This window comes from Nocardiopsis ansamitocini, assembly GCF_030268225.1.
GTDB classification, from domain to species: domain Bacteria; phylum Actinomycetota; class Actinomycetes; order Streptosporangiales; family Streptosporangiaceae; genus Nocardiopsis_D; species Nocardiopsis_D ansamitocini.
This window is the reverse complement of the sequence record NZ_BSQG01000014.1, coordinates 99,573-112,732: the sequence shown is the minus strand read 5'-3', so window position 1 is coordinate 112,732 and position 13,160 is coordinate 99,573. Positions and strand designations below refer to the sequence as shown.

Genomic DNA, 13,160 nt, shown 5'->3' with positions numbered 1-13,160 from the left:
GCCAGGCCCGCGTGTCACGCTCTTCGTATCGGTGCGGCGTTGTTTCCGCTTTGTTGTGTTCCCGACTTTATCAGGGTGTTTGTTCCGGCGCAAATCCGCGCTTTTCGCAAACCCTTGATGAAGCTGGGAGTGGAGTTTCCCTGCCCGGTTTCCCGTGCATTTCCGCTCCGTTGCGCCTCCACTTTATCGCGGTCTTGCGATCCCGCCAAATCGGCGTGGTGCAAGCTTTGCGACTTTAAGAATTCAAGTCCCCGATTCTCATTTTGCCTACACCGGAATTCCTGACGACAAAGCCAGAATGGTGAAGCACCCGAGACAGGGGCGATGAGATCGCTCCTGCTGCAGATGGGAATCGGAGGAGCGGATGCCGAAACATCCTCTTCAATCCGTGGAGTCCGGACCCGGCTGCTCCCACTCAGATGAGGGGCTCAGTTCCCGGAAGACCGTGTTCTTTTCAAGAGTACCCGCCCGAAGTCAATGCTTCGACCGGAACCTTCCGGAAAAGAGTGCCGCCCCGAGTGGATCCGACGGACCCGGTTCGTGGCGACTCGGAGAACACTACCCGACCCCCGGAGGACCCCGGACCGCGTTCGGCAAGAACCCGGCGACCGCTTGCATCGCCCGGATCCATCATCATCACTTTGGCTACACAGAGTGCCGTTTCGTATCAATCACGTGACGTCTACCATCGAACTATTGCATCAAGTGACCTCTTGATTACGATTTGTGCATCGTTAACGAGTTCGTAAAGGAGGCCGCATGGCAGTGACCAAGCAGCGCCCGGCGAGTTGGCGGCTCATCGGTCCCGGCATCGTCGTCGCCGCCACCGGCGTCGGTTCGGGAGACCTCGTCGCCACCCTCATCGCGGGCGAACGATTCGGCTACACCCTTCTCTGGGCGACGATCGTCGGTTGCCTGGTGAAGATCTCGCTTGCGGAAGCAACCGGACGTTGGCACCTGGCGACCGAGCGGACGATCTTCGACGGCTGGAGCAGTCTGGGTCGCTGGACCCACTTCTACTTCGGCCCCTACATCGTCATCTGGGGCTTCGTCTACGGTGCGACTGCGATGTCGGCGACCGCCCTCCCCCTCAACGCGCTGTTCCCCGTGCTGCCGGTCTGGGCGTGGGCGATGCTGGCCGGCATCGCAGGACTGGTGTTCGTCTGGTTCAACCAGTACCCGGTCTTCGAGAAAGTCATGACCGCGTTCATCGGCCTGATGTTCGTGACCGTGGTCAGCTTGGCGGTCATCCTGCTCCCGAACCTGGGCAACATGGCCACCGGCCTGGTCCCCACTCTTCCGCAGGGGTCGACCATCTACACCTTGGGACTCATCGGCGGTGTGGGCGGCACCATCACCATGGCTGCCTACGGCTACTGGGTGAACGCCAAGGGGTGGCGCGACGCCACCTGGATCAAGGTCATGCGCTGGGACAACCGGGTTGCCTATGTCATGACCGGTATCTTCGTCATCGCCATGCTGGTGGTCGGCGCAGAGCTCCTCTACACCGCCAACATCGCGCTGGTCGAAAGCGACCGGGGACTGCTGGACCTCTCGGAGATTCTGCGCGAGCGCTTCGGCCGGCCGATCGCGGTGCTGTTCCTGATCGGCTTCTTCGCCGCGGCCTTCTCCTCGATCCTCGGGGTATGGCACGGCGTGAGCCTGATGTTCGCCGACTTCCTGGGACATCTCCGCGGCAAAACGAACCGCCCGGTGGAGGAACGCGAGGAGAGCGTGGAATTTCGCGGCTACCTGCTGTGGCTGACGTTCCCGCCGATGGCGCTGCTGTTCTTCGACCGACCGTTCGAACTGGTCTTGCTCTACGGAGCCCTGGGCGCGTTCTTCATGCCGTTCCTGGCACTGACGCTGATGTGGCTGCTGAACTCCAGCCGGACGCCGGCCGAGTGGCGCAACGGCTGGTTGAGCAATACGGGCCTGGCACTGGCGGGCCTGCTGTTCCTGATCGTCAGCGGCAACGAACTGGTCGGGATGGTCTCAGGTCTGTTCTAGGGATGGACAGGAGGGCGCCCCGGCCCTCCCCGGGGCCGGGACACCCGATGCTCACCCGAGTTCCCGCAGCTTCACTGCGAGGGAACGAAAAGCGATGCCCCGATGGCTGATCGCGTTCTTCTCCTGCGGGCTCAGCTCAGCGGCGGTGCGGCTGTGTCCCTCCGGGACGAAGACCGGGTCGTAGCCGAACCCGTTGGTGCCGCGGGGTTCGGTGGTGAGAGTTCCCCGGAAGGCCCCCTCGACGACGTGCTCCTCTCCCGAAGGCAGCACCAGGGCGGCCGCGGAGACGAACTCGGCGCCGCGCCGCTCTTCGGGAACATCGGCCAACTGGTCGAGGACGAGAGCGAGGTTCGCGGCATCCTTGTCCCCGGTGGCGGAGCCGAACCTGCCTGACCAGCGTGCCGAGAGCACCCCGGGCATCCCGTTCAGCGCGTCCACGCGCAGCCCGGAGTCGTCGGCGACCGCAGGCAGGCCGGTGTGGGCGGCGATGGCCCTGGCCTTGAGCAGCGCGTTACCGGCGAACGTGCTCTCGGTCTCGGCCACGTCCGGTGCTCCGGGATGGTCATCGAGGCCGACGACGTCGATGTCGAGTCCTGCCTCGGCGAGAATGGCCCGCATTTCGGGGACTTTTTTGGCGTTGTGCGTGGCGAGTACCAGCGTGCTGATCCGGCTCATCCCGCGAGCGCCTTCTTCTGGATGTCGGTGAGTTGCGTGCACCCGCCGACCGCGAGGTCGAGCAGGGAGTCGAGCAGCGCCCGGTCGAAGGGCGCGCCCTCCGCGGTGCCCTGAACCTCGATGAATTCTCCGGTGCCGGTGACGACGACGTTCATGTCGGTCTGGGCGACGGAGTCCTCAAGGTAGTTGAGGTCGAGGCGGGGCTGCCCTTGGATGACGCCGACGCTGACGGCGGCGACGGAACCGGTCAGCGGATTGTTCTTGAGGTTGCGACGCTTGCGCAGGTACTTGACCGCGTCGGCGAGGGCGACGTAGGCACCGGTGATCGCCGCGGTGCGGGTCCCGCCGTCGGCCTGGAGGACGTCGCAGTCGAGGGTGATGGTGTGCTCGCCCATCGCCTTGAAGTCGACGACCGCGCGCAAGGAACGTCCGATGAGGCGGGAGATCTCGTGGGTGCGACCGCCGATCTTGCCCTTGACTGACTCGCGGGCACCGCGCGTATCGGTGGAGCGGGGCAGCATCGCGTATTCGGCGGTGACCCAGCCCTCTCCCGTCCCGCGCTTCCAGCGGGGGACGCCGTCCTCGACTGTGGCGGCGCACAGGACGCGGGTGTCGCCGAATTCGACGAGGGCGGAGCCTTCCGCGTGCCTGAGCCAGTTGCGGGTGATGGTCACGGGGCGGAGTTCGTTCGGAGTACGTCCGTCGGGTCGAGGCATGCGATCGAGCCTATCCGGGCGAACGGCCGTGCACCGCCGTTCGGGGTGTCACCATCCGCAGCCGGTCGGACGCGTCCGACCACGGGGGAAGCGCATCCGGGATGGAATCTCCCCTTGCAGGAAGTCGGGACGGCGGGCAGGGGTGCCACGATAGGGGAACCGCCTGCGCGTCGCCCCGTCCTCATCTGGCGCGGGGCGGCCGTCTTTGCCCACTGATCGCGAGGACCTCGCCACCATGAACCTGAACCCGTGTGCCCCGATGGCGAGCGCGCTCGTTACCGGTGTGCTGACCGCCGTTCTGACCGGCTGCGGCTCGACGGCTTCCGGAGAGCAGCCGCCGGACGAGCCGTCTGCGACCGCAACGGCATCGGGTCGGCACGGGGAGGCGCTACCGTCCGCGTCGGCGTCACCGGCGCGGGAGCCGTTGGCCCAGGGGCTCCCGCAGGCGTGCGAGGGGTCGGCCGCCGCCGACGCGGCGGCACCCCACGTTCGGGGTCTACCGTTCGGGGAGACCGCCGAAGGTTCGGTACTGACCTGTCGCTGGGGGAAACCAGACACCGGCAAGCGATTGTTCGTGCAGTTCCAGACGGGTGAGACGTTTGCCGATCCGGAAGGGGCCGATCCGGAGGCGGAGGCGACGATGGGTCTTTACACGACGCCCGTGACCGACGCACTCGGCGGCAAGCTGCAGTACGTGGACCTTGGCACACAGGGACGAAATGCTGTGCTGTACCTGCCGGGGGTCAGCGTGGCCGCGACCTCGGTGGGGCTGGGACTGGCCCAGGAGCAGCTCGTGGAGATCGTTGTGGCCGGAGCTGGCGACCTACCGGCCTGACCGGCTCCGCGGCTGCTGCGTCAGCGTGTCGGGGCGGTGATCATGTGGACGTCACCGCTTTGTGCCAGACCGAGAGGGCCGTTGTAGGTGCCGCGCGCCTCGGCGAGGGTGCGCTCGTTGTCGTTCCAGGGCACGAGGTGCGTGAGAAGCAGTTTGCGTGCACCAGCGCGACTGGCGTGCTCGCCGGCCTCGCTTCCGGTGAGGTGCATGTCCTTGGGATGTTCCTTGTGGTCCTGGAAGGACGCCTCGCACAGGAAGAGGTCGGTGTCGCGGGCGAGTTCGACGAGCTCGTCGCAGGCTCCGGTGTCACCGGAGTAGGCGAAGGAGGAGCCGTGGTGTTCCAAGCGGATCCCGAACGCTTCGACCGGGTGGTTCACGTGGTCGAAAGCAGCGGTGAAGGGACCGATTCCGCGGCGGCCCGGCGCGATCTCGCGAAAGTCGAAGGTCTCCCTCATGCCCGGCCGAGGGTCGAGCCCGTAAGCCTCCGCCATGCGCTCGGCGACACCGGGCGGCCCGTAGACAGGGATCCGGGGCTTGGGGCCACCTTCGGGGAAGGTCCGGGCGACCCAGTAGGAGCACAGGTCGAAGCAGTGATCGGCGTGCAGGTGGGAGAGGTAGACCGCGTCGATGGCGTAGATGTCGGTATAGCGCTGGAGCGTACCGAGTGCTCCGTTTCCGAGGTCCAGAAGCAGCCGGAAACCGCCGGCCTCGATCAGGTAACAGGACGCGGGGCTGGTCGGGCCGGGGAAGCTCCCGGATGAGCCGATGATGGTGAGTCGCACGTCGTCTAAGCCTTTTCGGTGAGTTGGCTCCGGAGACCGCGGCTCAGGGCGCTGTCTCCAACTTTTCCGGGTGGATACGGGTCTACCCCAATGACCGGTACGGCGGTACGCATTGTGGCTGGCGCCTCAGGCGATGTGAATCACACGTGAGGCGATCACACAATCCACCTTATGCCGTATTGCCAGGTCAAAGTATTCACTGCTGGTCTTTTCGCCCGCCTTTGGCGCACCTGGTGGGAAACGTGTCACATCGACGTTCACCGTCCGATCCGGGCGAGCTGGCGGCTTTGGGCGACAAGGCGGCCTTTGACGTCCCACAGGTCGACGTTCTCGTCGAACCAGCCGTCCGCGACCAGGTCGGCACGGGCGTGGAAGGCCAAGGGCCCCGGCTCTGGCAGTGCGCGCAACTGCCAGGAGAGCTGCACGGTGGGAGCCCAGCTCCATGAGGAGAGCACGCTGACCACAGGCGGGAGGGCGTCGACGGCGAGGGGGAGGAAGGTGAGGGGGTCGGCGACCGGTCCTCCGTCGACCGCACTGAGGTCGAGGTGGCCCCGCAGGTCGGGACCCGTGGCAGGCTCCTGCCCCGCCAGTGCGGCATAGGAGTCGGGGGCGAAACGCAGGTCGATCCGGTCGGCGAATTCCATCGCGGCGGAGGGATCCGCGCGCGGGTCGAAACTCCGGCAGCGGCCGATGGGCGCCACCTCTGCCGGGACCGACTCGTAGTCGGGAACGGCTTGGCGGTCCAGGGTCGCGGTAGCGACCGTGCCGGTGACGATGGCTTTGCCGTCCTGCTCGAGGCCGATCCGCACGGTCGTGACCGTGCGCCCCGGTTTGAGTACCTCGGCATGGACGAGCGCCCGGCCCGGCCCTGCGGGGCGCAGGAACGTGTAGGAGGAGGAGACCGCGTGAAGGTGGTCGGATTCGGCGAGAACGGCCCGCTGGAGGACGGCCATGAGATAGCCGCCGTTGAGCGCCGAACCGATCAGGTAACCGGAGTCGAGGTCGGCCGCATAGTGACCCTCGTCGGTACGCCGCACGGTGGTCGCGTCGTCGAATCGCGTCATGCGTTCCATTGAAGCGAACGGGCGGAGGGGCACCGCGGGCAGGGGTGCCTTGGCCCGATGGGGGATGGCCAAGGGACGCAGGTGCGTGCCCCGCGTCCCTTTGCCGGGGTGGCGGTCAGGCCCAGAGTTGGCCGTCGAGCCGGTCCTCGGCTTCCTCCAGCGTTCCCTCGTAGGCACCGGTGGAGAGGTACTTCCATCCGGCGTCGGCGATGATGAACGCGATGTCGGCGCGTTCCCCCTCCTTGGCGGCCTTGGCCGCCATGCCCAGGGCCGCGTGCAGTGCACCCCCGGTGGAGATGCCGGCGAAGATCCCCTCCTTGTCGAGGAGTTCTCGGGTGCGCTTGAGCGCCGCCTCAGCGGGCACGGAGAAACGCGTGGTGAGCACGGTTTCGTCGTAGAGCTCGGGGATGAAGCCCTCGTCGATGTTGCGCAGGCCGTACACGAGCTCCCCATAGCGGGGTTCGGCGGCGACGATCCGCACCCCGGGACGGTGCTCGCGCAGGTAGCGCCCGACCCCCATCAGTGTCCCGGTGGTGCCCAGGCCGGCCACGAAGTGCGTGATCTCGGGGAGGTCCGCCAGGAGCTCGGGCCCCGTGGTCTCGTAGTGGGCACGGGCGTTGGCGGGGTTCCCGTACTGGTAGAGCATGATCCAGTCCGGGTGCTCGGCTGCCATCGTCTTGGCGACTCGGACCGCCTCGTTGGAACCGCCTTCTGCCGGGGAGTAGTGGATGGTGGCGCCCCACATCGCGAGGAGCTGGCTGCGCTCGGCCGAGGTGTTCTCCGGCATGACGCACACCATTTTGTAGCCGCGCAGGCGGGCGACCATGGCCAGCGAGATCCCGGTGTTTCCCGACGTGGGTTCGAGAATGGTGCAGCCGGGGCTGAGCAGGCCGTCCTTCTCCGCCTGCTCGATCATGAAGAACGCGGCCCGGTCCTTGATCGACCCGGTGGGGTTGCGGTCTTCGAGTTTGGCCCACAACCGGACCTCGGGGCTCGGGGACAAACTCGGCAGGCCCACCAGCGGGGTGTGGCCCAGGGAGTCCAGAAGGGAATCGAACCGCATGGCGGTCAGCGCATGCCGCCGGCGACGGCCGGCAGGACGGTGACGGTGTCGCCGTCGGCGACCGGGGAGTCGATTCCACCGAGGAAGCGGACGTCCTCGTCGTTGAGGTAGATGTTGATGAAACGGCGCAGTTGACCGTTGTCGACGAGACGGGCCGCGATACCCGGGTACTTCTTGTCAAGGTCGGTGATGAGCTCGGAGAGGGTGCTGCCCTCGCCGTCGACCGCCTTGGCCCCGTCGGTGAGGTTGCGCAGGATGGTCGGGATGCGGACCTCGATGGCCATGAGCGTTTCTCCGTAAGAAGTCTGTGTGCGATTGACGGCGGGCCCGTGGGCCCGCAATATGCAACGTGTGCGGTCGCGCGCGGATTCCGCGGGCGCTGGTCCGGGCAGGTCAGCCCGCGCCGGTGATCTCGACCGGTTCCTCGGTGACGACTCCGTCGATGATGCGGTAGGAGCGGAACTCGATGGTGTCGGCGTCACGGGTGGAGACGAGGACGTAGTGGGTCTCCGGCTCGGAGGCGTAGCTGATGTCGGTGCGCGAAGGATAGGCCTCGGTTGCCGTGTGGGAGTGGTAGATGACGACGGGGACCTCGTCCCGGTCGTCCATCCCGCGCCAGACCTTCAGCTGCTCCAGAGAGTCGAACCGGTAGAACGTGGGCGAGCGCTCGGCGTTGACCATCTGGATGAACCGCTCGGGCCGGTCGGAGCCCTCCGGGCCGGCGACAACACCGCATGCTTCGTCGGGGTGGTCGCGGCGGGCGTGGGCGACGATCTGGTCATAGATCGAGCGATCAATCCTCAGCATGGTCCTTAGCGTAGCCGAGCAGATATTCCTACCCACCCGCTGGGTATGACTAGTGTCGGGCGGGTGCGGCCTCCGTGTTCACTCGCCCGTCAACGCCCGGAGCAGGCTGTCCTGCAGGCCGGTGAGCCAGCTGTAGACGCTCAGCGCGCCGGCCTTCTCGTCGGCGGCCAGTTCGTCGTCTAGTTCGACCGCGGGCATGTCGTCCTTGATGCCCAGTCGGGTGGCCAGGGCGAGCCGAACGTCATTGAGGACTTTGAGCCAGGCATGCGCGTCTGCGAGGTCCAAGGTGATCTCACCGCCCCTGGGCGGGATCTGGTCGAGGACGCCCTGGGCGTTCTCTCGCTTACGTCGACGCAGGTCGTCTTCGGTATAACGGCGAAAATCCCCAGCGGCCTCCGCGTCGTCGGAATAGGCGTCGGGGAAGAGCCGCGCCAGGACCGGGTCCTCGGGTTTGACGCTGCTGGTCCCGATCCCCACGAGTGCGGCGAAGTCGTCCTGCGGTTCAGGCGCCTCGACGAGCTGGAGGACGAGTGCGGCCATGGAGCGCAGCAGCCCGGCCTCGCCGGCGTCGATCTGGATGAACGCCCCGCCCCTGGGTGCGCTGTGAAATCCGGTGGTCATGATCTGTGGGAAACCCCGTTGTCCTCTGGTGTGCCGTCTGCGTTACCGGTCGTGCTGGAGCGTGGCCCACAGACCGTAGTCGTGCAGGATCGTGACGTCGCGCTCCATCTCCTCACGGCTGCCGCTGGAGACGACGGCCCGGCCCTCGAAGTGCACGTCCAGCATCAACTTGTGCGCTTTTTCCTTGGAGTATCCGAAAACGGTCTGGAAGACGTAGGTGACGTAGGTCATCAGGTTGACGGGGTCGTTCCAGACGATCGTGATCCAGGGTAGTTCTGGTCGGACGTCCTCCTCCGGCACAGGATTGTCGAGCTCGACCGGCATGGTCGTCATGAATCGATCACCTTCTCTGGCCGCGGCGCTGCCGCCTCGCGGGGACGTACCCGCGCCGTGTCGTCCCATCCCCCATGGGGTGGGACGTGGGCGGATAGACATACCCTGTTGATTTTGTTCCCGATAGGCACAAACTAGGGTGGGGTGTCATGACCGAGTCCCGGAGCACTGCGCTCCTCACCGACCACTACGAGCTGACCATGTTGCAGGCGGCGCTGCGCAGCGGCGCCGCGGAGCGCCCTACGGTCTTTGAGATGTTCGCCCGACGGCTGCCGGAATCCCGGAGGTACGGCGTCGTCGCCGGAACCGGGCGATTTTTGGACGCGCTTGAGCGGTTCCGGTTCGACACCCCGACTCTGGACCATCTCGCCGACGCCAAAGTCGTGGACGACCCTACCCTGGAGTGGCTGTCGAGTTATCGGTTCTCCGGAGACATCTGGGGTTACGCCGAGGGCGAGTGCTACTTCGCCGGCTCCCCCATCCTGGTGGTCGAGGGCAGTTTCGCCGAGTGCGTGGTACTGGAGACCCTGGCGCTGTCCATCTACAACCATGACTGCGCGATCGCGGCCGCGGCCTCGCGGATGGTATCGGCCGCGAACGGGCGCCCGATGATCGAGATGGGGTCGCGGCGCACCCATGAGGAAGCCGCGGTGGCCGCGGCACGAGTGGCCTACATCACCGGGTTCGCCACCAGTTCCAACCTGGAGGCGGGACGGCGCTACGGGGTGCCCACGGCAGGCACCAGCGCCCACTCCTTCACCTTGCTCCACGACAACGAGCGGCACGCCTTCGAGGCGCAACTGACGGCGCTGGGAGCGGGTACGACCCTGCTCGTGGACACCTATGACGTGGTGCGTGCGGTGCGCACCGCGATGGAACTGGCCGGCCCTTCTTTGGGAGCGGTGCGTCTGGACTCCGGTGACCTCGGCGTGCTGGCATCGGAGGTGCGCAAACTGCTCGACGAGCACGGCGCGACCGAGACCCGCATCGTGGTGACCAGCGACCTGGACGAACACGCCATCCAGGCATTGGCCGTGGCGCCGGTAGACGGCTACGGGGTGGGTACCTCTCTGGTTACCGGCTCGGGTACCCCGACCGCATCGCTGGTCTACAAACTGGTGGCCCGCGCGCAGGGTGATGACCCGACGAGTCCGTTGTCACCGGTGGCAAAGCGATCGGTGGGCAAGCCGAGCAGGGGTGGACGCAAGTGGGGAGCGCGCCGCCTCGACGAGCACGGTCAGGCCGGCGCGGAACTGGTATACGACTACGAACCGGAGCTCGGCCGGTTGGAGCGGCCGCTCTTGGTGCCGTTGGTGGCGGGGGGCGAAACCGTGGGCCGTGAGACGCTGGGGGCGGCGCGCGAGCGGCACTCCCGTGCTGTCGCCGAGCTTCCGATGACTGCTCGGCAGATGTCACGTGGTGAGCCCGCGATCCCCACACTTTTCGAGCAGAGGGCGCTGACCTAGCAGCCCGCGAAGGGACGTCGAGGACCATGAAGGCACTGATCGTCGTGGACGTGCAGAACGACTTCTGTGAGGGCGGCGCACTCGCAGTGCCTGGTGGGACGGACGTGGCCTCGGCCATCTCCGCCTACATCGAGGCCAAGCATGCCGACTACGCACACGTCGTGGCCACGCGCGACTACCACGTGGACCCGGGATCGCACTTCTCCGAGTCGCCGGACTTCGTGGACTCCTGGCCGCCGCACTGCGTGGCGGGGACTCCCGGCGCACAGTTCCACCCCCGGTTGGAGACCGACGCGGTGGAGGCGGTCTTCGACAAGGGTGCCTACACGGCCGCCTACAGCGGGTTCGAGGGTGCCACCGCCGAAGGCAACGGCCTGGCCGACTGGCTGCACGAACGCGACGTGACCTCAGTGGATGTTGTGGGGATCGCGACCGACCACTGCGTGCGGGCCACTGCGTTGGACGCCGCGCGTGCCGGGTTCGACGTACGGGTCCTGCTGAGCCTGACCGCCGCGGTGGCCCGCCCCACTGCCGAGCGTGCTCTGGCCGAACTGTCCGAGGCGAAGGTCGTCCTTGAGGGCGAACCGGTCATGGCCTAGACGCTTCGCTGTTTTTGTCCTTGCGACGAACGGGGCCGTGACCCGAACCGGTCAGGTCACGGCCCCGTTCCACGGGCAGATGCGGGTCGGCTAGTCGATGCCGATGGCGGTGCGGACTCCGGAGAGCACGCGGCGACTGCGCTCCCTGGCACGGACTGCCCCCGCGGCGAGTACGTCGTCGAGCTCGCTGCCTGGCTCCATCAACTGCTCGTAGCGCTCCCGTTTGGGCGCGACCTCGGTGTTGATCGCCTCGAACAGTTCGTTCTTGAGCTCTCCCCAGCCCATGCCGCCGGCCTCCAGGCGCTTTCGGACGTCAGCGGCCTGCTCGGCGGAGGCGAACTGGGTGAGCAGCTGGAACACGACGGAGGAGTCGGGGTCCTTGGGTTCCTCGACCGGAACGCTGTCGGTGGGGATGCGCCGGACCAGCTTCTTGAGCTTGTTCTCCGGCAGGAAGAGCGGGATGTGGTTGTCGTAGGACTTGCTCATCTTGCGGCCGTCGATGCCGGGCAGGACGCTGGCGTCGCCCTCGGGGTAGACGCCCTTGGGGACGGTGAGTGCGTAGCCCTCACCGAACAGATGGTTGAAGGAGCCGGCGATGTCTGCGGCGTATTCGACGTGCTGGGCCTGGTCCCGGCCGACCGGGACGAGGTCGGTCTCCATGATGAGGATGTCCACGGCCATAAGGATGGGGTAGTTGAACAACCCCATGTTGACCCCGGAGTCGAGGTCGGCGACACCGGCCTCGGCGTTGCGGTCGCGCACGGCCTTGTAGGCGTGCGAGCGGTTCATCAGGCCCTTGCCGGTGACGCAGGACAGGACCCACGCGAGCTCGAAGGTCTCGGGGATCGCGGACTGGCGGTAGAGCACCGTGCGTTCGGGGTCGAGCCCGCAGGCCAGCCAGGTGGCGGCGACCGAGCGGATATTGTGCCGCATCACTTCGGGATCGCGAACGGTGGTGAGGGCGTGATAGTCGGCGATGAAGTAGTACGCGTCGTAGTCGCGCGCCGCCTCCAGTGCGGGCTTGAGTGCGCCGAGGTAGTTGCCCAGGTGCGGCTCACCGGTGGGCTTCACACCGGTCAGATAGGTCTTGGTCGCTGCCATGCCGACAAGCGTATCGGTGCCGGCTGCCCTTCCCCGTCCCCCGAGGAGGCCGGCGCCACGTGTCCTGTGGCCGGGCGCCGGCCCGCTCATGTGCGGAAGGCCGTCCAGGCAAGGGTCATGCGTTCGGCCTGGCCCGGCGTGAACTGGTTGAGGCAGGGGTCGTTGCTGTAGTTCATGTAGTTGTGGATGGGGTCCGTACCGGCCTTGTCGGGGCAGGTGTCGCGGCCTTCGGGGCAGCCGGTCGCCTGTTCGCGCTCGAACGGCGTGTCCTCGACGTAATCCCCCGGCTCGTCGCAGCCGTTCTGGAAGGTGTGGAAGAGCCCGAACCAGTGCCCGGTCTCATGGGTGGTGGTGTGTCCGAGGTCGAAGTTCTCCCGACCTCCCCCGGGAACCGTTCGGTAGTCGATGGTGACCCCGTCTGCCTTGGGGTTCTTCTTGTAGTCCTGGGGGAACGTGGCGCGGCCGAGCAGGCCGGTTCCCAGGTTCACCGAGTAGATGTTGAGGGTGCCGGCCCCGCCCTGGCGCAGTTCGGTCTTGGCGGAGTCTTCGAAGGTGGCGAAGTCGGAGAACCAGCGGTCGTTGACCGTACGACTGACCCGGTCGAGGACGAACCGCAGTCCGGTGTCCACTCCGCCGTACTGTCCGCCGAATGCCTTGTTGATGACGGCGATCTGTTCGGTGATCGTCTCCGTCGAAAGATCTCCCGTGCCGTTCTCGGCGGAAATGACGTGGAAGACGACCGGGATCGTGACGGGGTTCTGCGGGTCGGGGGACTTCTGCGGGACGGCCGCCGCCTGGAGTTGGCGGTCGAGTTCGGCCGCGTCCTCGGGGGTGAGTGTGTTGGGGTCGTGCACGGCGACGTCGGAGACGCGGGCGGCGCTGTGCCCCGGTGCGCACAGTCGCTCCCGTGCGGGGGCGTCCGGCATCGCCAGGAGAGTGACCAGAGCGGTGGCACTGGCCACTAGTCCGCCGCAGGTGGACAGGGTGCGCCAGAGGTTCCCATTCGTCTTCATGACTACGGAATGTAACTAATCTGCGACGCAGATCCGGTGCGTTCCCAGCGCAAGTCTCACTATTTCCCGCGAGGG

15 protein-coding genes are annotated in these 13,160 nt (G+C 66.7%); 4 read left to right on the top strand and 11 right to left on the bottom strand.

Annotation, left to right across the window (positions count from 1 at the left end; all coding sequences use genetic code 11):
- Nucleotides 1-759: 759 nt before the first annotated feature.
- Nucleotides 760-2,010 (top strand): Nramp family divalent metal transporter, encoded by a 1,251-nt coding sequence (locus QSJ59_RS23745; RefSeq protein WP_285761987.1) that lies wholly within the window; start codon nt 760-762, stop codon nt 2,008-2,010.
- Between the two features lie 51 nt (nt 2,011-2,061).
- Here the strand turns inward: QSJ59_RS23745 and rdgB are convergent, their stop codons facing one another.
- Nucleotides 2,062-2,685, bottom strand: coding sequence for an RdgB/HAM1 family non-canonical purine NTP pyrophosphatase (gene rdgB / locus QSJ59_RS23740; protein ID WP_285761986.1), 624 nt, complete (start codon nt 2,683-2,685; stop codon nt 2,062-2,064).
- Nucleotides 2,682-3,401, bottom strand: a complete 720-nt coding sequence (gene rph, locus QSJ59_RS23735; RefSeq protein WP_285761984.1) for a ribonuclease PH — start codon at nt 3,399-3,401, stop codon at nt 2,682-2,684. Before rph ends, rdgB begins: the two co-directional genes overlap by 4 nt.
- Before the next feature lie 235 nt (nt 3,402-3,636).
- Between rph and QSJ59_RS23730 the strand changes: the two genes are divergently transcribed.
- Nucleotides 3,637-4,236, top strand: coding sequence for a hypothetical protein (locus QSJ59_RS23730; protein WP_285761983.1), 600 nt, complete (start codon nt 3,637-3,639; stop codon nt 4,234-4,236).
- A 20-nt stretch (nt 4,237-4,256) separates the two neighbouring features.
- On the opposite strand, the gene QSJ59_RS23725 is transcribed toward QSJ59_RS23730, so the two are convergent.
- From QSJ59_RS23725 to clpS, 7 genes are all read right to left on the bottom strand, one after another.
- Nucleotides 4,257-5,018: an MBL fold metallo-hydrolase gene (locus QSJ59_RS23725; protein WP_285761982.1), complete on the bottom strand. Its 762-nt coding sequence runs from the start codon at nt 5,016-5,018 to the stop codon at nt 4,257-4,259.
- Between the two features lie 257 nt (nt 5,019-5,275).
- The gene (locus QSJ59_RS23720) at nt 5,276-6,082 is read right to left on the bottom strand and encodes a thioesterase family protein (RefSeq protein ID WP_285761981.1); all 807 of its coding nucleotides are present in this window, start codon (nt 6,080-6,082) and stop codon (nt 5,276-5,278) included.
- Between the two features lie 115 nt (nt 6,083-6,197).
- A complete protein-coding gene (locus QSJ59_RS23715) occupies nt 6,198-7,145 on the bottom strand; it encodes a PLP-dependent cysteine synthase family protein (RefSeq protein WP_285761980.1) in 948 nt (315 codons plus the stop codon).
- 5 nt (nt 7,146-7,150) lie between these two features.
- Nucleotides 7,151-7,429 (bottom strand): MoaD/ThiS family protein, encoded by a 279-nt coding sequence (locus QSJ59_RS23710; RefSeq protein WP_285761979.1) that lies wholly within the window; start codon nt 7,427-7,429, stop codon nt 7,151-7,153.
- Between the two features lie 109 nt (nt 7,430-7,538).
- Nucleotides 7,539-7,952 (bottom strand): M67 family metallopeptidase, encoded by a 414-nt coding sequence (locus tag QSJ59_RS23705; RefSeq protein WP_285761977.1) that lies wholly within the window; start codon nt 7,950-7,952, stop codon nt 7,539-7,541.
- Nucleotides 7,953-8,030: 78 nt separating this feature from the next.
- Nucleotides 8,031-8,573 (bottom strand): DUF2017 domain-containing protein, encoded by a 543-nt coding sequence (locus QSJ59_RS23700; RefSeq protein WP_285761975.1) that lies wholly within the window; start codon nt 8,571-8,573, stop codon nt 8,031-8,033.
- A 42-nt stretch (nt 8,574-8,615) separates the two neighbouring features.
- Nucleotides 8,616-8,906 carry an ATP-dependent Clp protease adapter ClpS gene (clpS, locus tag QSJ59_RS23695; protein ID WP_285761974.1) on the bottom strand — a complete coding sequence of 97 codons (291 nt, stop codon included), beginning with the start codon at nt 8,904-8,906 and terminating at the stop codon, nt 8,616-8,618.
- A 149-nt stretch (nt 8,907-9,055) separates the two neighbouring features.
- On the opposite strand from clpS, the gene QSJ59_RS23690 reads away from it, so the two are divergent.
- Complete coding sequence (locus QSJ59_RS23690; protein WP_285761973.1) at nt 9,056-10,372, top strand: nicotinate phosphoribosyltransferase; 1,317 nt, start codon at nt 9,056-9,058, stop codon at nt 10,370-10,372.
- 26 nt (nt 10,373-10,398) lie between these two features.
- Nucleotides 10,399-10,971 (top strand): nicotinamidase, encoded by a 573-nt coding sequence (locus tag QSJ59_RS23685; protein WP_285761972.1) that lies wholly within the window; start codon nt 10,399-10,401, stop codon nt 10,969-10,971.
- Nucleotides 10,972-11,061: 90 nt separating this feature from the next.
- Here QSJ59_RS23685 and QSJ59_RS23680 read toward each other — a convergent pair whose 3' ends face one another.
- Complete coding sequence (locus tag QSJ59_RS23680) at nt 11,062-12,072, bottom strand: tryptophan--tRNA ligase (RefSeq protein ID WP_285761971.1); 1,011 nt, start codon at nt 12,070-12,072, stop codon at nt 11,062-11,064.
- A gap of 86 nt (nt 12,073-12,158) precedes the next feature.
- Complete coding sequence (locus tag QSJ59_RS23675; protein ID WP_285761970.1) at nt 12,159-13,085, bottom strand: zinc metalloprotease; 927 nt, start codon at nt 13,083-13,085, stop codon at nt 12,159-12,161.
- Nucleotides 13,086-13,160 lie beyond the last annotated feature (75 nt).

What these genes read in the sequence shown, in the direction of transcription:
- QSJ59_RS23690 (WP_285761973.1), top strand. Translation starts at nt 9,056, where the DNA reads ATGACCGAGTCCCGGAGCACTGCGCTCCTCACCGACCACTACGAGCTG.
- QSJ59_RS23675 (WP_285761970.1), bottom strand. Translation starts at nt 13,085, where the DNA reads ATGAAGACGAATGGGAACCTCTGGCGCACCCTGTCCACCTGCGGCGGA.
- QSJ59_RS23710 (WP_285761979.1), bottom strand. Translation starts at nt 7,429, where the DNA reads ATGGCCATCGAGGTCCGCATCCCGACCATCCTGCGCAACCTCACCGAC.
- QSJ59_RS23745 (WP_285761987.1), top strand. Translation starts at nt 760, where the DNA reads ATGGCAGTGACCAAGCAGCGCCCGGCGAGTTGGCGGCTCATCGGTCCC.
- QSJ59_RS23705 (WP_285761977.1), bottom strand. Translation starts at nt 7,952, where the DNA reads ATGCTGAGGATTGATCGCTCGATCTATGACCAGATCGTCGCCCACGCC.
- rph (WP_285761984.1), bottom strand. Translation starts at nt 3,401, where the DNA reads ATGCCTCGACCCGACGGACGTACTCCGAACGAACTCCGCCCCGTGACC.
- QSJ59_RS23685 (WP_285761972.1), top strand. Translation starts at nt 10,399, where the DNA reads ATGAAGGCACTGATCGTCGTGGACGTGCAGAACGACTTCTGTGAGGGC.
- QSJ59_RS23680 (WP_285761971.1), bottom strand. Translation starts at nt 12,072, where the DNA reads ATGGCAGCGACCAAGACCTATCTGACCGGTGTGAAGCCCACCGGTGAG.
- QSJ59_RS23715 (WP_285761980.1), bottom strand. Translation starts at nt 7,145, where the DNA reads ATGCGGTTCGATTCCCTTCTGGACTCCCTGGGCCACACCCCGCTGGTG.
- QSJ59_RS23700 (WP_285761975.1), bottom strand. Translation starts at nt 8,573, where the DNA reads ATGACCACCGGATTTCACAGCGCACCCAGGGGCGGGGCGTTCATCCAG.
- QSJ59_RS23730 (WP_285761983.1), top strand. Translation starts at nt 3,637, where the DNA reads ATGAACCTGAACCCGTGTGCCCCGATGGCGAGCGCGCTCGTTACCGGT.
- clpS (WP_285761974.1), bottom strand. Translation starts at nt 8,906, where the DNA reads ATGACGACCATGCCGGTCGAGCTCGACAATCCTGTGCCGGAGGAGGAC.
- rdgB (WP_285761986.1), bottom strand. Translation starts at nt 2,685, where the DNA reads ATGAGCCGGATCAGCACGCTGGTACTCGCCACGCACAACGCCAAAAAA.
- QSJ59_RS23720 (WP_285761981.1), bottom strand. Translation starts at nt 6,082, where the DNA reads ATGACGCGATTCGACGACGCGACCACCGTGCGGCGTACCGACGAGGGT.